We start from the raw sequence: 23,222 nt of genomic DNA on the forward strand, positions 1-23,222 counted from the left end.
CATGTCGCGCATCTGCGAACTGACCGGCAAGGGCCGCCAGGTTGGCCACAATGTGAGCCACGCCAACAACAAGACCAAGCGCACCTTCCTGCCCAACCTGCAGAATGTGACGTTGCTGTCGGACGCGCTCGGCAAGGGCGTGAAGATGCGCGTGTCGACCCACGGCCTGCGCACGGTCGAGCATAATGGCGGTCTCGACAACTGGCTGCTGAAGGCCGGCGACGAGCAGCTGTCGGCGGCCGCGCGCAAGGTGAAGAAGGAAGTGGCGAAGAAGCTGGCCGAAAAGGCCGCCTAAGCCTCCTTCAAATGCGAATCGCAAAGGGCGGCCCGGCTACTCCGGCGCCGCCTTTTTGCTGCGCGGCGTTTTGCGCGCCGGCAGGCCGACCAGTTCGAACCGGAGCAGCAGGCTGCGCTGCCAGCTGTTGAAATTGTCGTCGGCGACGAGCCAGAGATACAGGCGTCCCTGCTCGACCGAAATCGCCGCGCCCTCGTAGTTTTCGGCAAGCGGCCGCGGCACACGGCCGATGGTCAGCGAGCGCACGACGGCGTCCTTGGCCATGTCGGCAGGGTCGACGATCGCGACGATCGTCGTGAAGACGGGGTCGAAACCCAATCGCCGGTGCACGAGCAGGATGCGCCCGTCGGGAAGCGCCGCGGCATCGCTGACCAGTCCCTTGCCGCGCGAATCATAGAAAAACCGAATTGGGGCAGGCCCCGCAGCGGCCGGATCGCCGGTATAGAGCAATGCCTCGCGCCCGCGCGGGTCGTCGTCGGCATCCTCGGAAAAGACGACCGTCCGCCCGTCGGCGAGCCGCGCCATCGCCTCGGGCCCGCGATTCGCGGGCCAGCGCGGCCCGGGCAGCTTGCGCCGCGATTCGATCGCGGCAAGACCGGCGTCGAGACGCCAGATCTGGTTGATTCCTTCGAGCGCGACCCAGCTCTTGCCGCTTGCCGGGTCGATGAACATCGCCTCGGCATCGATCATCGCCTTGCGCGCGGGTTGTCCGTCGGGAGTCGGCAGTGGCCCGATGCGGATCGCGGCAACCGCGCCGTCGCCATCGAGCGTCAGCCGCGTCCAATACCCATTGTCGCCGATCAGCTGGAATTGGCCCGGCCCAGTCCGGGCGAGCGCCGAAAACCCCCCGAAGCGGCTGTGTGGGCTGACGAGATGCCAGCCGCGAACGAAGCGCATCGTCCCGCTGGTCGCCGGCGCAAAAATCAGCGCGCGCGTCGCGGCGCGCTCGGTCAGGTCGGCCTCCGGAAAGCGCATGACGGTGCCCGGCACCGGACCGACGGCAAGGAAAATCAGGGCGGCGGGCAGCAGGCGGCGCATCGGCGCGGGTTAGGGCCGCGGCGCGCGAAAGGGAAGCGGTTCACCGCAGAAAGCTGAACACGAGCCAACAAGCGCGTTCAGGCTTCGCTCAATGCGAATCGGGCAAAACCTCTTCATCGACAAAGCCCAGACGGGCCCAACGACGACGAAGGAGAACGACAATGAAAAAGATGGTGACCCTCTCGATCGCCGCCCTGATGTCCGCCGCGACGCTGGGCATGGCGGCTCCCGCCGCGGCGCAGAACGGCTATTACGACCGCAACGGCTATTCGAGCTATTACAGCGGCTATGATCGCGACGACCGTCGTTACGATCGTTATGACCGCCGCGACTATCGCCGCGACAACCGCCGCGATTACCGGGGCGACCGCCGCTATCGTGGTGACCGCCGCAACTATCGCCAGTGCGACAAGGGCACCGGCGGCACGGTGATCGGCGCGATCGCAGGCGGCCTCGCTGGTCATGAAATCGCCGGTCGCGGCGACCGTACGGTCGGCACGATCATCGGCGGCGCCGTCGGCGCCCTCGCTGGCCGCGCGATCGACAAGGGGAATGACGGCTGCCGTTAAGGGGCAGTCCCGACCTCCAATAATTTCCTTCCCTCCTTTGCCCCGCCCGGCCTCCGCCGGGCGGGGTTTTCTTTGCGCGGCGGCGCCCCGGGGAGGAGGAGCTTGCCAATATGCCGGGGGAGGCCTAGGTTCGCCGCAAGTGCACGCCCGCGGTTTTGCGGGCGCGTGAGCAGAACAGGTTACGATAGCCATGCGGCAAATGGCAGCGCCATCAGGGCGACCGCCGCGGCCAGGCCCGGCGGTTAAAGGACGAAACAAGGCAGGCGGCGATGTGCGCCCCACGCCGATCACGCGGCCGCGCAGCTATGCCGCGATCGACCTTGGCACCAACAATTGCAGACTTTTGATCGCCCGCCCGCAAAATGGCGAGCTGGTCGTCATCGACGCCTTTTCGCGCATCGTCCGCCTGGGCGAAGGCCTGCACGGCAGCGGGCGGATCAGCGACGCGGCGATGGACCGTACCGTCGCGGCGCTGGCGATCTGCGCCGACAAGCTGCGCCGGCGCCACGTCTCGCTGTCGCGCGCGGTGGCGACCGAGGCGTGCCGCCGCGCGGCCAACGGCGAGGAACTGGCCGAGCGGGTCCGGCGCGAAACGGGCATCGTCCTCGACATTATTTCGGCCGCCGAAGAGGCGCGGCTGGCCGTTCTCGGCTGCCACAATCTGATGGAGCCCGGCGAGGGCCCGGCGCTGATCTTCGACATCGGCGGCGGCTCGACCGAGCTCATGCACGTCGATGTGTCGGACCATGACGTGAAGATCCACGACTGGATCAGCGTGCCGTGGGGCGTCGTGTCGCTGACCGAGCACGCCCCGCTTCCCGAAGACAGCCTCGCCGGGCGCCAGGCCGCCTATGCGCATATGCGCGAGGTGACGCGGTCCGCCTTTTCCGCCTTCGCCGACCGCGCCGAGCAGTTTGCCGGGCAGAAGCTGCGCCTGCTCGGCACCAGCGGCACCGTGACCACGCTCGCCAGCGTCTTCCTCGACCTGCCGCGCTACGACCGCCGCGCCGTCGACGGGCTGGTCGTCCCCGCCGACGCGATGCGCGACATCAGCCGCCGCCTCGCCGACGCAAGCATCGCCGACCGCGCCGAAATCGCGTGTATCGGCCGCGAGCGCGCCGATCTGGTCGTCGCCGGCTGCGCGATCCTTGAAAGCATCATCGACCTGTGGCCCGCCGCACGCGTCGGCGTCGCCGACCGCGGCATCCGCGAGGGCATCCTGCGCACGCTGGCGATGCAGGGCCGCGACATCCCCGTCACCCGCCGCGAGTATCGCAAATGAGCGGTGGCGGCGGCAAGGGTGGCGGTAGCGGCCGGGGCGGCCTGCATGTGCGCGTCAAGACCGCGCGCAAGCGCAGCGTGTCGTCGACGCGCTGGCTGCAACGCCAGCTCAACGACCCTTATGTCCGCCGCGCGCAGGCCGAGGGGTATCGTTCGCGCGCCGCGTACAAGCTGATCGAACTCGACGAGAAATTCGGTTTCCTGAAAAAGGCGCGCGCCGTCGTCGACCTCGGCATCACCCCCGGCGGCTGGTCGCAGGTCGTCCGCAAGGCAAACCCCCGCGCGCAGGTCGCGGGGATCGACCTGCTCGCGTGCGAGCCGATCGAGGGCGTCGCGATCCTCGAGATGGATTTCATGGACGATGCGGCGCCGGACGCGCTGATCGAGGCGCTGGGCAGCGCCCCCGACCTCGTCATTTCGGACATGGCGGCGAACACCGTCGGCCACCAGCAAACCGACCATCTGCGTACGATCGGGCTGGCCGAGACCGCCGCCGATTTCGCAGTGCAGACCTTGCTTCCCGGCGGCGCTTTCGTCGCCAAGGTGTTTGCGGGCGGGGCGGACCACACGTTGCTGACGCTGCTCAAGCGTCACTTCACGACGGTCAAGCACGCCAAGCCGCCCGCGAGCCGCAAGGGGTCGCCCGAACTTTATGTCATCGCGCAGGGTTTCAAGGGGCGCGGCGAGGCGGCTGTTCAGGAAAATGACACCGCCAGCGTGAAATAACGAACATGATTTGATCGTCCATCGCTGCCGCTCGGCACAGCGATGCGCGAACCGGGGAAGAGTGGATGAAAAAACCGAGACAATCCGTCGCTGTGGTGACTCTTGCCGCGCTGATGCTGGCATCGTGCGGCGGCGGCGGCAGCTCGGGCACGGGCGGCGGCGGGCCGGTCACCGTCACCCCGACGCCAACCCCCACGCCGACGGCCGGTTGCGGCCTCGCGGCACGCCAGGCCTTTACCAAGGCGGTGATCGACGAATGGTATCTGTTCCCGAGCGATGTTGCGAGCGGCGTCAATCCGGCAAGCCACAGCAGCGTCCAATCCTATATCGATGCGCTGGTCGCGCCGGCGCGCGCGCTCGGCAAGGACCGCTTCTTCACCTACATCACCTCGATCGCCGAAGAGAATGCCTTCTTTGCCAGCGGATCGAGCGCGGGTTTCGGGATCCGGTTGACCTATGATGCGGCGGGTCAGCGCGTGGTCATCGCCGAGGCCTATGAAGGTGCGCCGGCCTTTGCCGCGGGGATCGATCGCGGTACGGCGATCGTCGCGATCGGCACGGACAGCGCAAACCTGCACAGTATTTCGAGCATCGTGGCGGCCGAAGGAACCGCGGGCATCACCAACGCGCTGGGGCCGAGCGACCCGGGCGTCACGCGCGTGCTGCGCATCAGCGATGCGGGCGGGACGCGCGACGTCACCGTCACGAAAGCCAATTATGATCTCGATCCGATTTCCGACCGCTATGGCGCGAAAATCATCACCGAGGGCGGCCGCAATTACGGCTATATCAATCTTCGGACCTTCATCTCGTCGGCGAACCCCCAGCTCCGCACGGCTTTCCTCAATTTCCGCAATCAGGGCGTGACCGACGTCATCGTCGATTTCCGCTATAATGGCGGCGGGCTCGTATCGACCGCCGAACTGATGGGCGACCTGCTCGGGCGCGACCGCAATTCGAGCGAGCTTTTCTCGCAGACCAATTTCCGGCCGTCGAAAGCCGCCGAGAACGACCGGCATTTCTTCACCGCCCAGCCCGAATCGATCGCGCCGACGCGCATCGCCTTCATCGGCACCGGGTCGACCGCCTCGGCGAGCGAACTCGTGATCAATTCGATGCTGCCCTATCTCGGCGCCAACATGACGCTTGTCGGCAGCAATACCTACGGCAAGCCCGTCGGCCAGATCGCGCTCGACAAGGCCGAATGCGACGACCGCATGCGTGTGGTCGCCTTTGCGACGGGCAATGCGACCGGGCAGAGCGATTATTATAACGGGCTGGCGCCGAAGATCGCGAACAGCTGTGCTGCCGGCGACGATCTGACAATCGCGCTGGGCGACGCACGCGAGGCTTCGGTGCGCGCGGCGATCGATTTCCTCGCCGGCGGCAGCTGCACGACGCGCATCGCCGACGCGAGCGTCGGCCCGGCGGCGCAGCGCAGCAATGTACCGCTGCTCGTCGAACCCGAAATGCTGATCCCCGAACGGCCGAGCGCGGCGCAGCGTGAATTGCCGGGCCTGTTCTAAGAACGCCATCGGCCCGCGCACGGAGGACGCGCGGGCCTTTTGGGCCTGCCGTCGGCTTTAAGCGACGCTCAGCTTGACGTCGATATTGCCGCGTACCGCGTGCGAATAAGGACAGACGGTGTCGGCTTCGGCGACCAGCGCCTCGGCTTCGGCGCGCGGCACGCCCGGCAAGCTGATTTCCAGCGCGACGGCGAGGCCGAAGCCCTTGTCGGCGCGCGGGCCGATGCCGACGGTCGCGCTGACGGTCGCATCGGCGGGCACCTTGGCATGGCCACCCTGCGAGGCAACGAATTTCATCGCGCCGATAAAGCAGGCGGCATAGCCCGACGCGAACAGCTGCTCGGGATTATTGCCCTGACCATTGCCGCCGAGTTCCTTCGGCGTGCCGAGAGTCACTTCGAAAGCCCCATCGTCGGTGCGCGCGCTGCCGTCGCGGCCGCCGGTTGCGGTGGCGCGGGTCGAATAGAGGATCTTCGTCATTGTCATTTCCTTTCAGGGCCTGCGAGGCACACGCCTCGATTTAAATCGATCACGATTTGATCGTGTGCGATTTAAATGCGCGATTCGCGGTGCGATGTCAATGCTTGCGATTAAATCGTGCACGATATATATTGGCGAGATGATCCACGATGACCGAAAACCCGCCCTCGGCCCCGACCCGCTCGAGGATTTCCTCTGCTTCTCGCTCTATGGCGCGGGGCTGGCGATGAACCGGCTGTACAAGCCGCTGCTTGACCCGTTCGGCATCACCTATCCGCAATATCTGGCGCTGATCGCGCTTCGCACGCAAGAGGGGCGTACCGTCGGCGAGCTGGGCGAACGCCTGTTCCTCGAATCGAACACGCTGACCCCGCTGATCAAGCGGCTGGAGGCCGCAGGGCTGGTCACCCGCACGCGCGACAAAAGCGATGAACGGGTCGTGCGCGTCCATCTGACCGACGCGGGCCGCACCGCCACCGATCGGGCGCTTGCCTGCGTTCCCATGCAGGTCTTCGAGGCCAGCGGCCTGACCGCCGGGCAGGTCGCCGAGATGAACCAGGCGCTCTCGGCACTTCGCGACGCGATGCTGAAGCGCTGACGCCGCGACGCCACCCGCATCGCCGCGATTGACCGCTGCACCGAAACCGATGTAACGGCGCCGCAGCGACAGGTTCCCCGGCAACGGGGATTAATAGGGAACGGGAAAACCCCGGCTGCCCCTGCAACTGTACGCGGCGAGCTATCGGCCACATGCCATTGGGACTTTTAGTCCCGAGAAGGCGGCCGACCGGCGCTGACCCGCAAGCCAGGAGACCTGCCCGTCGCCGTCGTCTTTCGCGCGGACAGGGTGTGCCGGGCGGACGGGGGTGAACCCGCATGACGACAAGCTTGGCCGCGTTCGCGCGGGGACGCTGTCGTGCGCCGACAAGGCAAGGACATCGATCCCGCGTGCGCGCGGCGTCGTCGATGAGGTTGCCATGTTGAATCCCGTTTTCCGATTGTCCGTTTCGCTTGCCGCGCTCGCGGCATCGTCCCCCGCCCTCGCCGAAGAAGCCCCGACCGCGCACGCCGTCGCCGCCGACGGCGACAGCATCATCGTCACCGCGACGCGCGCGCCGCTGACACTCGACGAAGTGCCCGCCTCGATCGCCGTGCTCGACAAGGCGGCGGTCGACCGCGCGCAGGACATCGGCGTCACCGAATTGCTGCTGCGCACACCGGGGATCAGCATCTCGCGCAACGGCGGCTATGGCACGTCGACCTCGCTCCGCATCCGCGGCGCCGAATCGGACCACAGCGTCGTCGTCATCGACGGGGTGAAGCTCAACGATCCGTCGTCGACCGGCGGCGGCTTCAACTTCGCCAACCTGCTCGCCGGCGACATCGATCGCATCGAGGTGCTGCGCGGGCCGCAGTCGATCCTGTGGGGCAGCCAAGCGATCGGCGGTGTCGTCAACGTCGTCACCGCGTCGCCCGAGAAGACGCTCGAAGGCAGCTTCGATCTCGAGGCGGGATCGCGCGAGACGGTCAGCGCGCGCGCCGCGGTCGGCGGCCGCACCGGCCCCTTGAGCTGGCGCATCGGCGGCCAGCGCTTCGCCACCGACGGCATTTCGTCGCACGCCAAGGCGTTCGGCGGGATCGAACGCGACGGCTATCGCAACCACAGCGTCTCGGGCCGCGCCGAACTGGTGCTCGCCGACAATGTCAGCGCCGAGGTGCGCGGCTACTATTCCAGCGGCCGCGTCGAATTCGACGGCTTCAATATCGACAGCAACGATTATGGGCTCAACAAGGAATTCGTTGGTTACGCCGGGCTGAATTTCAACCTCGCCGGCGGGCGCTTCCGCAACCGTCTCGCCTATGCGCATACCGACACCAACCGCGACAATTTCAACCCCGACCGCGCCCGGCCGCAGAGCTTCGAGGCCGATGGCAAGAACAAGCGCTGGGAATATCAGGGCAACTTCGATCTCACCGATGGCATCACGGCGATCTTCGGGGCCGAGAATGAACGCTCGACCTTCCGCAGCCGGTCGCCCTCGGCTTCGCTCGCAACGCCATTGCCGGCTTTCGCGCGCGGCAAGGCCGAGCTTACCAGCGCTTATGGCCAGCTCAGCGTCGAACCGGTCGACGGGCTGACGCTGAACGGCGGCGTCCGTTACGACGATCATGACCGCTACGGCGGGCAGACGCTGTTCGCCGCGGGCGGCGTCTGGCGCCTCTCCACCGGCACCGTGCTGCGCGCGAGCTATGGCGAGGGGTTCAAGGCGCCGTCGCTCTATCAGCTGTTCAGCGAATATGGGAATGTTGCGCTCGATCCCGAGGAAGCCCATGGCTGGGAGGCCGGCATCGAACAGCATCTGTTCGACCGCAAGCTCGTCGTCGGTGCGACCTGGTTCGACCGCACGACGACGAACCAGATCATCTTCAACAGCTGCTCGGGTACCTCGACCAACCCGCTCTGCTTCGTTCCCGGCAATCCGGCGACGCGGCGTTTCGGCTATTATTCGAACGTCGCGCGCAGCGAAGCGCATGGCATCGAGGCCGCTGCGGCGCTGACGCTCGGCGGGCTGACGCTCGACGGCAACACCAGCTGGATCGTCGCCGAAGACCGTTCGCCGGGCACCGCCAATTTCGGCAAATGGTTGCCGCGGCGGCCACGTCAGACGGCCAATGCTTCGGTCAGCTATGGCCTCGATTTCGGGCTCGAACTCGGCGCCGCAGTGCGCTGGTCGGGCAAGAGTTTCGACAATGCGAGCAACGCGACGCGGCTCGACGATTATACGCTCGTCGACCTGCGCGCCGAATTTGCGCTGTCGGATGACGTCAAGCTGTTCGCACGCGCCGAAAATATCTTCGACGAGCAATATATGACAGCGTTCCGCTATGGCTCGCTCGGCCGCAGCATCTACGCCGGCATAAGGGGGCGCTTCTGATGATCGCGCTGTCGGACCGCAGCGTATCGGCGCTCTGGGTGTCGCTGTTCACCGCGGCGAGCATGGTGACAACGCTCGCGCTTGGCTGCGCGACACCCTTTCCGTCGCTCGCGGCGCTCGCGGCGGCGCATATGCGCCGCTGCGATGGCATCGTGCTGATGCTGCTCGCATGGGCCGCGAGCCAGTTCGTCGGATTCTTCCTGCTCGGCTATCCGCGCGACGGCAGCACGCTGGCGTGGGGCGTCGGGCTCGGCACCGCCGCAGTCGGCTCGGCGCTCGCCAGCTATGCTGTGCTGCGCGTGCTGGACTACCGGTCGGCCGCGGCGCGGCTGAGCGTCGCCTATGCCGCGGGGTTCACCGCGTTCAAGGGGATCATCCTCGTCTGGGCGCTCGTGCTCGGCGGGCTCCATACCGCGATGGCGCCCGACCTGCTCGCCGAACAGTTCGTGCGCAACGGCGCGATCCTGATCGGGCTCTACGCCCTCTATCGCGCGCTCGTGGCGGCCGGAGTTCCCGCGCCGCTCCAGCCGGTAGCCGCCTGATGCTGACCCGCGTCGATCCGGGCCCGGCGGTGGTGGTGTGCAACACCTGCCGCCACAGCCGCGAGGCCCAGGTCGACGCCGAAGGCGTGCGCGGCGGCGCGCGGCTGGTCGAGGCGCTGAAGCAAATCCAGGCCGAAAACCCGCGCTATGCCGGCATCGCGGTGCAGGAAATGCCGTGCCTGTTCGCGTGCCAGGATTTTTGCACCATCCACCTGCGCGCGCCCGACAAGGTCGGTTATGTGCTTGGCCGGTTCGGCGGAGATGCCGAATCGGCGCGCGCCATTCTCGACTATGCGGTCCTCCATGCCGCGAGCGAGCATGGCCGCGTCCCCTTTTCTCTTTGGCCCGAAGGCGTCAAAGGACATTTCATCACCCGCACACCCCCGCCAGGATTTGTCGCCGAATGACCAGCTTTGCCTCCGTTCAGGCCTTCGAGGCCGCGCTCGCCGACCTCCGCGAGGCGGACCCACATGCCGAAGCCGACGCGCGCGTTCGCCAAGCCGAACTGACCAAGCCCGCCGGATCGCTCGGGCGGCTTGAGGCGCTCGCGATCTTCTTTGCCGGGTGGCAGGGCAGGGCCCGGCCGCAAATCGACCGCGCGCGCGCCGCCATTTTCGCTGGCAACCATGGCGTCACCGTCCATGGCGTCAGCGCCTTTCCGCCCAGCGTCACCGCACAGATGGTCGCGAATTTCGCGAACGGCGGCGCGGCGATCAACGCGCTGTCGGGCGCGGCGGGGCTCGAACTGACCGTCGTCGCGCTCGATCTCGACCGGCCGACCGCGGATTTCACCGGCGACGCGGCGATGACCGAAGCCGAATGCCTCGATGCGCTGAACCGCGGCGCGGCGGCGATCGACGCCGACCTCGACCTGATCGTGCTCGGCGAAATGGGGATCGGCAATTCGACCGCCGCGGCCGCACTTTGCGCGCGCAGCTTTGGCGGTGACGCCGCCGAGTGGGTCGGCCCCGGAACGGGAATCGACGGCCATGGCGTCGCGCGCAAGGTCCAGGTTGTCGATCAGGCCATCGCGTTCCACGCCGCCGCGCCGCGCTCGGCGTTCGAGACGCTGCGCCGTGTCGGCGGGCGCGAGATTGCGGCGATTGCCGGCGCGATCCTCCGCGCGCGTCAGCTCGGCGTGCCGGTGCTGCTCGACGGGTTCATCTGCACCTCGGCGATCGCCCCGCTGGCGGCGGACAACCCCGCGATCACGGCGCATTGCATCGCGGGGCATTGCTCGGCCGAGCCGGGCCACAAGCGCCTGCTCGCGTTGCTCGGCCTCGACCCGCTGCTGACGCTCGGTATGCGGCTCGGCGAGGGCAGCGGCGCGGCGGTCGCGACGAGCATCATCCGCAGCGCGCTCGCCGCGCACGACCAGATGGCGACCTTCGCCGAAGCGCAGGTTTCGGCGTCGTTGTGAACGACTTCGCGCTCCATCTGCTGCGCCACGGCGCGCCCGAAACGCCGGGGTTGCTGATGGGCCGCACCGATGGCGCGCCGACCGCGGACGGCGTCGCCGCCTGCGCTGCGCAGACTGCGGGCCTTGGCATCGAAAAACTCATCGCCTCCGACCTCCGCCGCAGTCGTAACGCGGGCGAAGCGATCGGTGAGGCGCTGGGCTTGCCGCTCATCATCGATCCGCGCTGGCGCGAACTCGATTTCGGCGATTGGGACGGCATGGCAAGCGGCGCGGTCGAGCCGGGCGCGCTCGGCCGCTTCTGGACCGACCCCGATACAAACCCGCCGCCCGGCGGCGAACGCTGGTCGACGCTCGTCGCGCGCGTGTCCGCCGCCATCGCCGATCTGACACCCGTCCCGACATTGATCGTCACCCATGGCGGCGCGATGCGCGCGGCGCTGCACGCGCTTTGCGGTTTCGACCAGCGCCAGCTCTGGGCGTTCGATCTGCCCTATGCCGCGCTGCTCTCGCTCCGCGTCTGGCCCGGCGAACCGCCGAGCGCGCAGGTCGCGGGGCTGTACCCATGAAGGGGCTCCTCGTCGCGATCCAGTTTCTGACGCGCCTGCCGACCCCGCGCATTTCGGTGTCGAGCGACGAGTTCGCGGCGTCGATGCGCTGGTTTCCCGCCGTCGGGCTGATCGTCGGGCTGATCGTCGCGGCGGGCGGCTGGGCCGGCGCGCGGATCGATCCGTGGACGGGGGCATTTCTTGCCCTCCTCCTCTGGGTCGCCGTGACGGGCGCGCTGCATCTCGACGGGCTCGGCGACATCGCCGACGCGAGCGGCGCGGCGCACAAGGACCGCGAACGCCTGCTCGCCGTCCTCGCCGATCCGCATGCCGGCAGCTTCGCGGTCGTCACGATCGCGCTGCAACTGATCGCCAAGCTGGTGCTGCTCCACGCGCTGATCGATGCCGGGGTCTTCATTGCCATCGCGCTTGTCCCCTTCGCCGCGCGCATCGGCCCGCTGGTCTGGTCGCGCGCGCTGCCCGATCTCCACGCCGGGCTCGGATCGCGTTTCCGCCATGCCGTGCGGCCGGTCGATTTTGTCGTCTGGAGCCTGTTGCTCGTCGCGGCGACGTGGGCATCGCCCTCGCTGCTCGCCGCGCCGCTGATCTTCCTGCTTTGGGGCCGGTGGCTGCTGCGCAAGATCGGCGGAATTTCGGGCGACGGCCATGGCGCCGGGATCGAGATCGGCGAAAGCCTGCTGCTCGCCGCCGCTTTGCTGCTGGCGCATCTGGCGTGAGCGACCGCTGGACCTGGCACGGCGGCGGGCTCGAAGCCGCAAAGCGCCATTTCGGCGCGAGTAAGGATGGGGGCGACTGGATCGACCTGTCGACCGGCATCAACCCGCACCCCTGGCCCGGTGCCGGCGCGGCGGAAATCGACTGGCGGCGGCTGCCCGACCCCGAAACGCTCGCCCGGCTCGAAACCGTTGCCGCAGCCTGTTTCGGCGTCGACGCGCGGCACGTCTGCGCGGTGCCGGGAAGCGAGATCGGGCTGCGCCTTGTCGGCCAAATGATCGGCGGCACGGCGCATCATGTCGCCCCGGCCTATCGTACCCATGGCGAGATGATCGCTGGATCTGCTCCCATCGACGCCGACGCGGCTGGGCAGCACGGCGGCACGCTGATCCTTGCCAACCCCAACAATCCCGACGGACGCGTGATCGGTAGCCGTGCAATGCAAGCGCTGCTGGACGGACGCGGGGCCGATGGCTGGCTGCTCGTCGACGAAGCCTTTGCCGATGCCGATCCGCGCGCGAGCATCGCCGCGTCGGTCGGCGACGACATAAGGCTGATCGTTTTCCGCTCGTTCGGCAAATTCTTCGGCCTCGCGGGCGTCCGGCTGGGCTTCGTCGTCGCACCGCATGCCATCGTCGCAAAGTTGCGCGAGCGGGTTGGCGCATGGCCCGTGTCGGCGGCCGCAATCGCAATCGGCACTGCTGCCTATGCCGACCGCGACTGGACCACCGCCGCGCGTCGCCGCCTGCACACGGAGGTCGCGGCACTGGATGCCGTGCTTGTCCGGCAGGGCCATCGACCGATCGGCGACTGCCCGCTTTTCCGCCTGATCGAGGTGGCCGATGGGCAAGCGCTGTTCGAGCGGCTCGCCCGCCATTCGATCCTGACGCGCCCCTTCGCGGGCCAACCGCAATGGCTGCGCATCGGCCTGCCCGCCGATGCCGACGCGCGCGCGCGGCTCGAAACGGCGCTCGCCGATGGCTGAGCCGATCGCGCTGACCGTGCTCGCACTCGACGCCGCATTCGGCTGGCCGCAGGCGCTCTACCGCCGGATCGGCCATCCCGTCGGCCTGTTCGCGGGCATCATCGGGGGTTGCGAGACGCGGTGGAACCGGCCCGGGCATAGCGTTTCCACGCGGCGCGGGTTTGGTGTCCTGACCTTGCTCATCCTGCTGCTGGTCGCCGCGGGGCCTGCCTGGATCATTCAACAGCTGCTTCTCTCCGCGTTCGGCGCCTCGGGCTGGATCGTCGTGGCGATCCTCGCCTGGCCCGCGCTCGCACAGCGCAGCCTGTTCGACCATGTCCGCGCGGTCGCCGACCGGATCGATTCGGGCGACCTGCCCGGTGCACGCACCGCGGTCGGCGCGATCGTCGGCCGCGACACCGCGGCCCTCGACGAGGCGGGAGTCGCGCGCGCTGCGATCGAAAGTCTCGCCGAAAGTTTCTGCGACGGGGTCGCGGCGCCGTTGTTCTGGCTCCTCCTCCTCGGCCTGCCGGGCGTCTGGGCCTATAAGGCGATCAACACCGCCGACAGCCTGATCGGTCACCGCGATGCGCGCTGGCGCGCCTTCGGCTGGGCGGCGGCACGTTTCGACGACCTCGCCAATTGGGTTCCCGCGCGGCTGTCGGGCCTGCTGCTCTGTCTCGCGGGCGGCGGGTGGCGCATAATGTGGCGCGACGCAGCCAAGCACGCCTCGCCCAACGCGGGTTGGCCCGAAGCCGCGATGGCGGGCGCGCTGGGGCTTCGGCTCGCGGGGCCGATCGCCTATGACGGCGTTATGCACGACAAGCCCTGGATCGGCGAAGGCACCGGCGAAGCGGGCGGCGATGACATCGACCGTGCGCTCGCCCTCTATCTGCGCGCTTGCCTGCTGCTGTGGTTGATCGCGGGAGGCGCGGCATGGCTGCGCTGATGCTGCAGGGCACCGGCTCCGACGTCGGCAAGTCGGTGCTCGTCGCGGGCCTGTGCCGCGCCTTCACCAATCGCGGTCTCACCGTCCGCCCGTTCAAGCCGCAGAATATGTCGAACAACGCCGCGGTCACGATCGACGGCGGCGAGATCGGGCGCGCGCAGGCGCTGCAGGCGATCGCGTGCCGCGCCGAGCCGCACAGCGACATGAACCCGGTGCTGCTGAAACCGCAGGCCGACCGCACCTCGCAGTTGATCGTCCACGGCCGCGTACGCGGCACGCTCGGCAGCGGCAATTTCCGCGAAGCGCGCGGCGCGTTGCTGACCGAAGTCCTTGAAAGCTATGATCGCCTCCGCGCGAAAAGCGACATCGTCGTCGTCGAAGGCGCCGGATCCCCCGCCGAAATCAACCTGCGCGCCGGCGACATCGCCAATATGGGCTTTGCGTGCGCGGCGAATGTGCCGGTCGTGCTGGTCGGCGACATCGACCGCGGCGGCGTCATCGCATCGGTCGTCGGGACGCGCGCGGTGATCGATCCCGGGGACGCCGCAATGATCCGCGGCTTCCTGATCAACAAGTTTCGCGGCGACCCGGCGCTGTTCGAGGATGGCTATCGCGAAATCGAGCGGCGCTCGGGCTGGCCGGGATTCGGCGTCATTCCCTGGCTGTCGGCAGCGGCGCGTCTGCCGAGCGAGGATGCGGTGATCCTCGAGCGCCCCGCCGACCCGCGCGAAGGCCGCAAGCTAATCGCCTGCCCGATCCTGCCGCGCATTTCGAATTTCGACGACCTCGATCCGCTGGGGCTCGAACCCGGAATCGAGCTTGTGATGGTGCCGCCGGGCCGGCCGATCCCCGCCGAGGCGGCGATGATCGTCATCCCCGGTTCGAAGGCAACGATCGCCGACCTCGCGGCGCTGCGCGCCGAGGGCTGGGACATCGACATCAAGGCGCATCACCGTCGCGGCGGTTTGGTTGTCGGGCTGTGCGGGGGTTACCAGATGCTCGGCCGCCGGATCGCCGACCCGCTGGGGATCGAAGGATCGCCGGCCGAGGTCGACGGGCTCGGCCTGCTCAACGTCGAGACGGTGTTGTCGCCCGCCAAGATATTGCGCCGCGTCCGCGGCCATGCTCTGGGCGCTGCCATGGAAGGCTATGAAATGCATATGGGCGAAACCGGCGGCCCCGGCACCGCGCTGGCCTTCGCGATGCTCGAAGACGGCGCGCGCGACGGCGCGGTCAGCCGCGAGGGCCATGTGATCGGATCCTATCTGCACGGCCTGTTCGCGTCGCCCGATCTGCGGCGGGCGCTGCTCGCGCGCATCGATATTGCGGGCAGCGGCCGCGACTATGTCGCCGACGTCGATGCCGCACTCGACGAGATTGCTGCCGAGCTGTCGGCGCACGTCGATCTCGATGGCCTGCTCCGGCTCGCGGGAGCCGGCGCATGACCTGGGCGTCGCTCTTCGTGCTGGGCGGCGCGCGGTCGGGCAAAAGCCGCTACGCGCAGGCCCGCGCCGAAGCGATCGAAGGCAGCCATGTCTTCGTCGCGACCGCAGAGGCCTTCGACGACGAGATGCGCGACCGGATCGCACGGCACCGGGCCGATCGCGATGCGCGCTGGCGAACGGTCGAAGCCCCGCGCGACCTGCCCGCGACCATCGACGTCCTGAGCTCCAGCGAAGCCGTGGTGCTGGTCGACTGCCTGACGCTCTGGCTGTCGAACCTGCTTCTCGCGGGTGCCGACATCGCGCGCGCCGGACAAGACTTATGCGATGCGATCGGCCGGTTCGAAGGCCATCTCATCCTCGTGTCCAACGAAGTCGGACTCGGCATCGTACCCGACAATGCGCTGGCCCGGCGGTTCGGCGACGCGGCGGGGCGGCTCCATCAATCGGTCGCGATGGCCGCCGACGAGGTCGTGCTGCTTACGGCGGGACTTCCGCTCATACTCAAGACACGCGGATAGCCGAGGCCGCCCCGAACGCAAAAGAGGCCGCTTGCGCGGCCTCATCGAAACCGCTGATTTCGCGGAAAATCTGGAACGGGCGAAGGGATTCGAACCCTCGCCCCCAACATGAACACGTCGATCTCGCGGCTCCCTCTCGCCGAAGCGGGAATTCGCCATTTCCCATGTGCTCAAAATAGGATTTTTCCTATCTTTCCTACAACATATGTACTCCTTACGTTCCAAATCGAATCGGCAACCCTCCCCTAACCGGCTGATTCGGAACGAAGGACTGAACATGACCATTTCAACTTTCACTTTCTCAAACGCGACCGGCCCCTATTCGCCCGTCCAGATCGACGGCGGCGTAACCACGCATAATTTCTCCATTTCGGGTTCGGGCGCGACGTTCGACGGTACCTATCTGCGACTGCCGGCCGGCACCTACCTGGCCGCGGGCGCGGCGGGCATTACCCTGCCCACGAGCACCGATCCCGCCAAGACGCAGACACCCGAGGAACTCACCCTCGAATATGTCGGCATCTTGCCGGCCAATGAGTGTCCGCTCGTGTCGCTGTTCGACTATAACGACGGCCGGATCGATCTTTATGCACATTGGGACACCGGCCGCCTGCGCGCCAATTTTGAGCGCAACGGCACCACGGCAATGATCGACAGCATCGCCGGGCTTTCGACGACCGCCGAAGAGCGGGTCGGGCTGCGCTATGTCGACAATGCGTCGGGCGCGGGAGGCACGGTGACCTTCCTGCGCGGGGGCGCGGCTTTCGGGCCCAGCCAGACGCTCACCTTCAAGCCCCGCGTCACGCCCGACGCGATACTCGAATGCAATGCGTCGCTAGGCAACATAACAAACAGTGCGGCCCAAAAGGTCCGCGAGATCAAGCTGACGCTCGGCACGCAGACCAATCCACCCGGCGGCGGGGGCGGCACCTTCACCGTCTATGGAAAACCCGGCACGCGCTTTCCGCTCGACATCCCGGTTTCGGGCAGCGCCGCAAACTATGCCGTGATGCTCCCCTCGGGGCTGGCGGTGGAGGAACGTATCGCGTCAACCGTGCTCATCGACCGGGCTTCCGCCTACGGTTTCTCGAGCACGGGGCCGATTTTCGCGCCCGCCCAGACCAACGACGGGATTACGTCCAATTCGCTGTCCACGGTCGGCTCGGGCGCGACTTTCGACGGCACCTATCTGCGGTTGCCCGCGGGCACCTATTTGACTGCGGGTTCACTCGGGATCAGTCTGCCGACCAACGCCGATCCGGCAAAAACCCAGACGCCGGTTGCGATCGAGCTCGAATTCACGGGCGTCCTGCCCGCGAACCAGAGCCCACTCGTCTCGCTGTTCGACTATGATACCGGCGAATTTTCGCTGAACAGCCACTGGGATAGCGGACGCCTCCGGCTGACGATGCAGCGCGACGCGCAGAGCATCCAGATTGACAGCATCGGCGGGCTTTCGACTACGACCCAGGAAAAGATCGGCGTGCGCTATGACGACAGTCCGACCGGCGCCGGCGGCACGATCACCTTCCTGCGCAATGGCGCCGCTTTCGGTCCCAGCCAGACAGTGGCGTTCAAGCCACGGATCACGCCCGACGCCGAACTCGAGCACAACGCCTCGCTGGGCAACACGAGCAATTCGGTCGCGCAAAAGATCGCCAGCCTGTCGGTAAAGATCAAGACGGCGGGGCAATCCTATGTCTTCCAGCCGGTGACGTCGGGAACGATCTCGGCAGCGCGGATCGAGGCGCTCCATGTCGATGCAACCGGCGTGTCCTCGCCGCAGGCCGCGAAGACGATCGCGGTGACCCCGGCGGGGAGTACGGCCTTCACGGTCGACGTGATCGTCGGCCCGGTGGTCGTTGCGGCCGGCCAAGCCTATCGCGCGGTGCTCGAAAACTGGAGCAGCGGTAGCCGGGTCGATCATCCCCAAGCGCTGGTGATGACGCGCCCGTCGCGGCAGAACTGCCAGTTCGAGGACGGCTTCCTGCGCGCCAACCAGACGCCGTGGATGGAATGCCTTCCCGAAGGGCCGGTGCCGACGATAGGCGGTATCGCCTATTATTGCGAGGCGATCCGGACGGGCAGTTATGCCCAGTTCCAGTTCGGCTACGACTGGACCGCGGCGGTCATGCCCGACAATCCGTTCGGCGATCCGACCGGCAAGGACAGCTATATGGTGCCGCACAAATGGCGCATCGAGGATCAGGCGGGCAATGTGCTGGCGACGATGCAGCGTCCCGATGGCGGGCCGCTCAACGGCACCGACATCCCGCGGATTTTCTCGGGCAGCTATGACGGCAACGGCGCCGCGATCACCAACGCAACGAACAAATGGTATCCGCACGGCACCGTCCGGTCAGGGGTGATCTGGCGTTCAGGCACACCCGCCGCTTATGATCAGGCGGCGATCAACGCCAATCTGCCGCGTTACGACGCCTCGGTTCCCTATGGGTCGCATACCCATTTTTCGAGCAACGGTTTCGATGTCCGTTTGTTCGGATCGGACGGGTTCAACGGCTTCGGCAATACCCGGGTCATGCCCTATCAGCCAACTAACCATGCGACGCTCGTTCCCCAGGCGGGGGTGACGAACGATCCCTATAAGGGCTCGCTCTACACCGCATCGTCGCTCGCGGCGGTGGCATCGACATGGCTGCGCTATACGCCGTTCAACCAGTGCGGCCGCTCGCCGATCACGGGTCCGGGCGGCGTACGCGACGATCGCTGCGCGATCGCCGAACCGGTTGCGGCCTATATCTACGACGTCGCATCGCTGCGTCCGCACGACGGCACGGCGCGCGCGCAGATCGCGATCGACTATCTGACGGCCTATGCCAGCGATCCGTTCCACTGTTTTGAGGGTGGGCGCAACGTGCCGCTGTTCAAGGGCCCGAACGCCACCCGCGATATCGGGATGCGCGGCCATTATTATGGCTATGGATCGGGTTCACGCCCCGCAAACAAGTCCTATTACGTCCAGGGCGGCCGCCAGTACGACATGGCAGACAGCTATGATCCCTGGTCGGCGAAAGTGCCCTATGGCGGTGTCGCGGCGGACAAGCCCTATTTCGGGACCAACGAGATCGACCTGCCGCACGCCCACCAGTTCCCGCACTGGGGGTCGCTGCTGTGGAAATCGCCCGAATTTGCCTTCCTCGGGCACAAGCTCAGCGACCAGGCGAGGCTCTACGAGAACTGGATCCTCTCGAGCCCGTTCGGCGATCCGAACCTATTCGCCGAGCGTGGGGCGGCGTGGCAGTTCCTGCATTCGGCGCTGATCTGGAAAACCGCGTCGCGCAATTCCGACCGCCTCTACTCACGCGACGAAATACTGACCTTCGTCGTTCAGGATTTCGAAGCGTTCAGCGCGGCGCACAAAACTTCGAACCCGGGGTTCGACAATCCGCCGACCAACGTGGTGGTCGGGGGCAGCGTCGATGATGCGCGGGCGATCTATGCCGCCACCCACCGTTTCGGTGTGTGCGGTCTGCACGACGGCGATATCGCTCAGCACGATTTCTACATCGGATATTGGCTGACGGCGCTGGGGATCGCCGAGCGGATCGGCTTCAACGCCGCCGTTCGGGCGCGGTCGGCGACTGCGGGCGCGGTGATCGACTGGCTGATCGCCAAGCACCGTCAGCGCATCGTCGGCCGGATCAATGTTGCGGCCAATACCGACTGCGGCACGGGGACGCCCTATCTGCTGAGGATATGGAGTCGTGCCAGCCTGATCGCGGCTGGCGGCAACATCGCCAGCCTTCCGCAGGGCTATGCCAACCTTGCGGCGGCCAACGGCACCAACGCCTCGTGGGATGTGTTCAAGGAAGGCGGGAGTGTCGGCACCCGTGACGGACAGGCGATGGATCAGCTGATCGCCGGACCGTCGATCCTCAAAAACCAGCTCGGCCAATCGGGAACCGACCTCGACCAGTCGGCAACCACGGCTGCAAGCTGGCGGAGCCAGAAGATCACCCAGCAGAATCTGCTCGGCCCGAATGGCGCGGGGACAAGCTGGTTCCGCTATCTGCAGGTGGTGCACAATCCGGCGCTTTCCTGACGCGAGAGCGGCCTGATCGCCGGGCCGGCCTGATCCGGCGCGGCTAGATTGCAAGTCCCGGGGCGGAACATCCTTGGTGTTCCGCCCCATTTTTATGAAGTCGCCGGCGATTTGGACTTGGCGCCAGTAATCGCTTGAAGGAAGAACATATTTTACGTTTTCGGACTAAGGGCGATTCCATGTGGCAACCGAAACATAGCCAGCTTCCCGGGTCTTCGTGCCTCGACCAGTCGCTCGCCGTGGTCATTCCGAGCTATCGGGTGACGGCGCATGTCCTCGACGTGATCGCGCGGATCGGTCCCGAAGTCGCGATGATCTTCGTCGTCGACGATGCATGCCCCGATGCCTCGGGCGCGTTTGTCGAGAAGAATTGCGGCGACCCGCGTGTCCGGGTGATTCGCCACGAACAAAATCGTGGCGTGGGTGGCGCGATGATCACCGGCTACCGCGCGGCGCTCGAAGCGGGCGCCGATATCGTGGTCAAGGTCGACGGCGACGGGCAAATGGATCCCGCGCTAATTCCACGTATCGCACGGCCGGTGCTGGCGCGGCAGGCCGATTATGCAAAGGGCAATCGCTTCCACAGCCTGTGGAATGTCCGGCGGATGCCCCGCGCGCGGCTCTATGGCAACGCCGGGCTGTCGTTCATGACCAAGCTATCGAGCGGCTATTGGGGCGTGTTCGATCCGACCAACGGCTATACCGCGATCCATGCCGCGGCGCTCGAGCATATCGAGTTCGCCAATGTGTCGGAGCGCTATTTCTTCGAAACCGACATGCTGATCAACCTCGGCAACGCCCGCGCGGTCGTCGCCGACGTGCCGATGGAAGCCGTCTATGGCGACGAGGTAAGCAACCTCCATATCCGCAAGGAATTGTGGCCGTTCCTGCGGACCCATTTGCGCGAGATGGGGAAACGCATCTTCTACACCTATTTCCTCCGCGACTTCAGCCCCGCCTCGCTGCAACTGTTGTTCGGCACATTGTTCCTGCTCTTCGGCTCCGTTTATGGCTCGCTCGAATGGTATCACTCGGTCAGCAGCGGGCATGTCGCCAGCACCGGCACGGTCATGATCGCGGTGCTGCCGATCATTCTCGGCGTGCAGTTCCTCCTGAATTTCCTGTCGTTCGACATGGCAAACGAGCCGCGCATCCCGATCCAGCCTCCGCTGTCGCTGACCGACGCGCCCCGGGCCGAGCTCCAGAACCCGGCTTCGCAATAATGCTAACCGGCAACGGGATCGTCGCACAGGCGGTGCGCTATGTCGCCGTCGGGCTGGTCGTGCTGGCCGCCGATTTCGCGATCTATTCGGCGATCCTGCTCGCCGCGCCAGAGCGCTTCCTCGCCGCCAATCTTGCGGGGAAGGTGGTCGGCGCCGCGCTCGGCTTCGTGCTGCATCGCACTGTGACCTTTCGCTGGGCCCAGCGCGACCCGGCGACGCGCCAGCTGCTTTCCTACCTCGCCGTCCTCGGGTTCAACCTGCTGTTGTCGTCGCTGCTGCTATGGTTTGCGATCGACCACCTCGGTGCAAACCCCTATCTCGCCAAGCTGGCGGTCGACATCGTGATCGTCGGCACGGCCTTTCTGTTGTCGCGCCTGTGGGTATATCGTCGCTTATGATCGATCGGCTGGAATCCTTCGTCGGAGCAGGACGCCGCGGCCTTTTGCTGGGTCTCGGGCTTTTCGTTCTGCTGGTCACGCTTTCCTGGGTCGGTTTCATCGCCTCCGACGATGTGACATACGCCAAGGGTGCCTATGGCTGGCTGGAGCATTTTCCTTACGTCGGCGGGCACGGTACGATCCGCTATCCGATCACCATTCCGATGGCACTGTCCTTCGGGGCCTTCGGCGAAAATGAATTTGCGATGGTCCTTCCCTCGCTGCTCTATCTGCTTCTCTTCTTCGTCATGGCGTGGCGCGTAACGCGCGATGTGGCGGGTCCGCTACCCGCGTTTTTTGCCCTGCTCGCCTGCGTCACCAATCCGCTGATCGTGGTCCAGTCGTCGATCGCCAATGTCGATGTGATCGAAATGGCACTGGTCTTCGGCGCATGGCTGCTCTGCTTTCGCTGCCTGGAGGAAGGGGCGGACAAATGGCGACTGCTGGGCGCGGGTGCGCTTGTCGGCATTGCTTTCCTGACACGTGAAACGGCCATCTTTGTCGCGCTCTATTTCGGATTGCTGTTCCTGGCGGGCCATCGCTTCAATCGCTGGCAATATCTATGGATGGCGGCGGGCTTCTTCGCCGTTTGGCTGCTCGAACTCGCCTATCTCGGTATCATGACCGGTGACCCCCTTTACCGCTTCAACATCGCACTCCACCATGATTCGACGATTAACCGCTCGATCGACCTTGCCGGCAATGTGATCGTCAGTCCGCTGATCGATCCCCTGCTGGTCCTGCTGATCAACCAGGAGTTCATGCTCCTGATGTTCATGGCTATCCCGCTGGGAGTCTGGCTGTGCTTCTCCAAATCGATCCCACCGCGATTGCGTCATTTTGCACGCTTGATCGCCCTGTTCGGCCTTTGCTGGTTTCTTTGCGTAGGGGCTGCTCAAAAGCTGCTTCCGCTCAATCCCCGCTATTTCATGATCACGTCGACGATGGCCTGCCTGCTGACCGGAATCGCGCTGGGATGGCTGGTCAAGGAAGGCCCCGGAACAAGGCGTCTCGTCGGCCTTGGCGGCCTGATTTTGCTGGTCGGCACGAATCTGGCCGGTATCTATGTCGAGAACCGCGACCCCGTCTTCGGCGAAGAAAGGCTGGTCGAAGCGTTGATGAGCCGACCGGGCGTGACGATCGCAACCGATCCAATGACGCGGTACCGAGCGGATCTTCCGCTGCGCTGGGCCGGTGCTACGACGCGCGTCGTATCCGCACCACCGTCGGATGCGATGCTATATTACTATAATCCGGTTCGCTCAGCAAAACCGAACGCCAAGATGACGGCTTCGATTGCCCCGATGTACCAGCCCCGGCAGAACTGGGTATTGATCGAGCGATTGGATCCCGAACCAAGCTACCTCGCGCGCGCCCTGGAATCGTCCGGAGCCCACCAGTTTCTGCCATCTCCTATCTGGCACAAACTTCGCCACCCCAACGAGCCCAGCTTTCTTTATCGAACGACAGCGAGCCCTGTGCAGCCGGTACAGCACCAATCTCGATAGACGCTTTTTCCAAGCGGAGTTT

General features: G+C 66.2%; 22 protein-coding genes and 1 riboswitch. Of the genes, 20 read left to right on the forward strand and 2 right to left on the reverse strand.

What is annotated here, in order from left to right; translation table 11 throughout:
- The first annotated feature begins 1 nt into the window (after position 1).
- Positions 2-295, forward strand: coding sequence for a 50S ribosomal protein L28 (gene rpmB, locus V6M50_RS17250; protein ID WP_332819817.1), 294 nt, complete (start codon positions 2-4; stop codon positions 293-295).
- Positions 296-331: 36 nt separating this feature from the next.
- Here the strand turns inward: rpmB and V6M50_RS17255 are convergent, their stop codons facing one another.
- Positions 332-1,333: an esterase-like activity of phytase family protein gene (locus tag V6M50_RS17255; protein ID WP_332819818.1), complete on the reverse strand. Its 1,002-nt coding sequence runs from the start codon at positions 1,331-1,333 to the stop codon at positions 332-334.
- Positions 1,334-1,494: 161 nt separating this feature from the next.
- Here V6M50_RS17255 and V6M50_RS17260 point away from each other — a divergent pair, with 161 nt between their 5' ends.
- The 4 genes from V6M50_RS17260 to V6M50_RS17275 all read left to right on the forward strand — a co-directional run bounded on the left by V6M50_RS17260 (position 1,495) and on the right by V6M50_RS17275 (position 5,435).
- Positions 1,495-1,902, forward strand: coding sequence for a glycine zipper 2TM domain-containing protein (locus V6M50_RS17260; protein WP_332819819.1), 408 nt, complete (start codon positions 1,495-1,497; stop codon positions 1,900-1,902).
- A gap of 190 nt (positions 1,903-2,092) precedes the next feature.
- A complete protein-coding gene (locus V6M50_RS17265; RefSeq protein WP_332819820.1) occupies positions 2,093-3,184 on the forward strand; it encodes a Ppx/GppA phosphatase family protein in 1,092 nt (363 codons plus the stop codon).
- The gene (locus V6M50_RS17270; protein WP_332819821.1) at positions 3,181-3,909 is read left to right on the forward strand and encodes an RlmE family RNA methyltransferase; all 729 of its coding nucleotides are present in this window, start codon (positions 3,181-3,183) and stop codon (positions 3,907-3,909) included. Before V6M50_RS17265 ends, V6M50_RS17270 begins: the two co-directional genes overlap by 4 nt.
- A gap of 65 nt (positions 3,910-3,974) precedes the next feature.
- Complete coding sequence (locus V6M50_RS17275) at positions 3,975-5,435, forward strand: S41 family peptidase (RefSeq protein ID WP_332819822.1); 1,461 nt, start codon at positions 3,975-3,977, stop codon at positions 5,433-5,435.
- Between the two features lie 57 nt (positions 5,436-5,492).
- Here V6M50_RS17275 and V6M50_RS17280 read toward each other — a convergent pair whose 3' ends face one another.
- Positions 5,493-5,915: an organic hydroperoxide resistance protein gene (locus tag V6M50_RS17280; protein WP_443030534.1), complete on the reverse strand. Its 423-nt coding sequence runs from the start codon at positions 5,913-5,915 to the stop codon at positions 5,493-5,495.
- Positions 5,916-6,054: 139 nt separating this feature from the next.
- On the opposite strand from V6M50_RS17280, the gene V6M50_RS17285 reads away from it, so the two are divergent.
- The 15 genes from V6M50_RS17285 to V6M50_RS17355 all read left to right on the forward strand — a co-directional run bounded on the left by V6M50_RS17285 (position 6,055) and on the right by V6M50_RS17355 (position 23,200).
- On the forward strand, positions 6,055-6,513 hold the full coding sequence (locus V6M50_RS17285) for a MarR family winged helix-turn-helix transcriptional regulator (protein WP_332819824.1): 459 nt from the start codon (positions 6,055-6,057) through the stop codon (positions 6,511-6,513).
- Positions 6,514-6,566: 53 nt separating this feature from the next.
- Positions 6,567-6,751: riboswitch (cobalamin riboswitch) on the forward strand.
- 141 nt (positions 6,752-6,892) lie between these two features.
- The gene (locus tag V6M50_RS17290) at positions 6,893-8,851 is read left to right on the forward strand and encodes a TonB-dependent receptor plug domain-containing protein (RefSeq protein WP_332819853.1); all 1,959 of its coding nucleotides are present in this window, start codon (positions 6,893-6,895) and stop codon (positions 8,849-8,851) included.
- Entirely contained in the window at positions 8,851-9,393 is a 543-nt protein-coding gene (locus tag V6M50_RS17295; protein ID WP_332819825.1) for a hypothetical protein, read from the forward strand. The genes V6M50_RS17290 and V6M50_RS17295 overlap by 1 nt, the downstream gene beginning before the upstream one ends.
- Positions 9,393-9,800 carry a DUF1636 domain-containing protein gene (locus V6M50_RS17300; protein ID WP_332819826.1) on the forward strand — a complete coding sequence of 136 codons (408 nt, stop codon included), beginning with the start codon at positions 9,393-9,395 and terminating at the stop codon, positions 9,798-9,800. Before V6M50_RS17295 ends, V6M50_RS17300 begins: the two co-directional genes overlap by 1 nt.
- Positions 9,797-10,813: a nicotinate-nucleotide--dimethylbenzimidazole phosphoribosyltransferase gene (gene cobT / locus V6M50_RS17305; protein ID WP_332819827.1), complete on the forward strand. Its 1,017-nt coding sequence runs from the start codon at positions 9,797-9,799 to the stop codon at positions 10,811-10,813. Before V6M50_RS17300 ends, cobT begins: the two co-directional genes overlap by 4 nt.
- On the forward strand, positions 10,810-11,379 hold the full coding sequence (locus V6M50_RS17310; RefSeq protein WP_332819828.1) for a histidine phosphatase family protein: 570 nt from the start codon (positions 10,810-10,812) through the stop codon (positions 11,377-11,379). The genes cobT and V6M50_RS17310 overlap by 4 nt, the downstream gene beginning before the upstream one ends.
- Positions 11,376-12,095: an adenosylcobinamide-GDP ribazoletransferase gene (locus tag V6M50_RS17315; protein WP_332819829.1), complete on the forward strand. Its 720-nt coding sequence runs from the start codon at positions 11,376-11,378 to the stop codon at positions 12,093-12,095. The genes V6M50_RS17310 and V6M50_RS17315 overlap by 4 nt, the downstream gene beginning before the upstream one ends.
- Positions 12,092-13,078, forward strand: coding sequence for an aminotransferase class I/II-fold pyridoxal phosphate-dependent enzyme (locus tag V6M50_RS17320; RefSeq protein WP_332819830.1), 987 nt, complete (start codon positions 12,092-12,094; stop codon positions 13,076-13,078). The genes V6M50_RS17315 and V6M50_RS17320 overlap by 4 nt, the downstream gene beginning before the upstream one ends.
- Positions 13,071-14,006: an adenosylcobinamide-phosphate synthase CbiB gene (gene cbiB / locus V6M50_RS17325; RefSeq protein WP_332819831.1), complete on the forward strand. Its 936-nt coding sequence runs from the start codon at positions 13,071-13,073 to the stop codon at positions 14,004-14,006. The genes V6M50_RS17320 and cbiB overlap by 8 nt, the downstream gene beginning before the upstream one ends.
- Positions 13,994-15,451: a cobyric acid synthase gene (locus tag V6M50_RS17330; RefSeq protein ID WP_332819832.1), complete on the forward strand. Its 1,458-nt coding sequence runs from the start codon at positions 13,994-13,996 to the stop codon at positions 15,449-15,451. Before cbiB ends, V6M50_RS17330 begins: the two co-directional genes overlap by 13 nt.
- Positions 15,448-15,969, forward strand: a complete 522-nt coding sequence (gene cobU / locus V6M50_RS17335; RefSeq protein ID WP_332819833.1) for a bifunctional adenosylcobinamide kinase/adenosylcobinamide-phosphate guanylyltransferase — start codon at positions 15,448-15,450, stop codon at positions 15,967-15,969. The genes V6M50_RS17330 and cobU overlap by 4 nt, the downstream gene beginning before the upstream one ends.
- A 277-nt stretch (positions 15,970-16,246) precedes the next feature.
- Positions 16,247-20,032, forward strand: a complete 3,786-nt coding sequence (locus tag V6M50_RS17340) for a hypothetical protein (protein ID WP_332819834.1) — start codon at positions 16,247-16,249, stop codon at positions 20,030-20,032.
- Positions 20,033-20,211: 179 nt separating this feature from the next.
- A complete protein-coding gene (locus V6M50_RS17345; protein WP_332819835.1) occupies positions 20,212-21,255 on the forward strand; it encodes a glycosyltransferase family 2 protein in 1,044 nt (347 codons plus the stop codon).
- Positions 21,255-21,653, forward strand: a complete 399-nt coding sequence (locus V6M50_RS17350; protein WP_332819836.1) for a GtrA family protein — start codon at positions 21,255-21,257, stop codon at positions 21,651-21,653. Before V6M50_RS17345 ends, V6M50_RS17350 begins: the two co-directional genes overlap by 1 nt.
- A complete protein-coding gene (locus tag V6M50_RS17355) occupies positions 21,650-23,200 on the forward strand; it encodes an ArnT family glycosyltransferase (RefSeq protein ID WP_332819837.1) in 1,551 nt (516 codons plus the stop codon). The genes V6M50_RS17350 and V6M50_RS17355 overlap by 4 nt, the downstream gene beginning before the upstream one ends.
- Positions 23,201-23,222 lie beyond the last annotated feature (22 nt).

This window comes from Sphingopyxis sp. (assembly GCF_036675685.1).
Classification (GTDB): domain Bacteria; phylum Pseudomonadota; class Alphaproteobacteria; order Sphingomonadales; family Sphingomonadaceae; genus Sphingopyxis.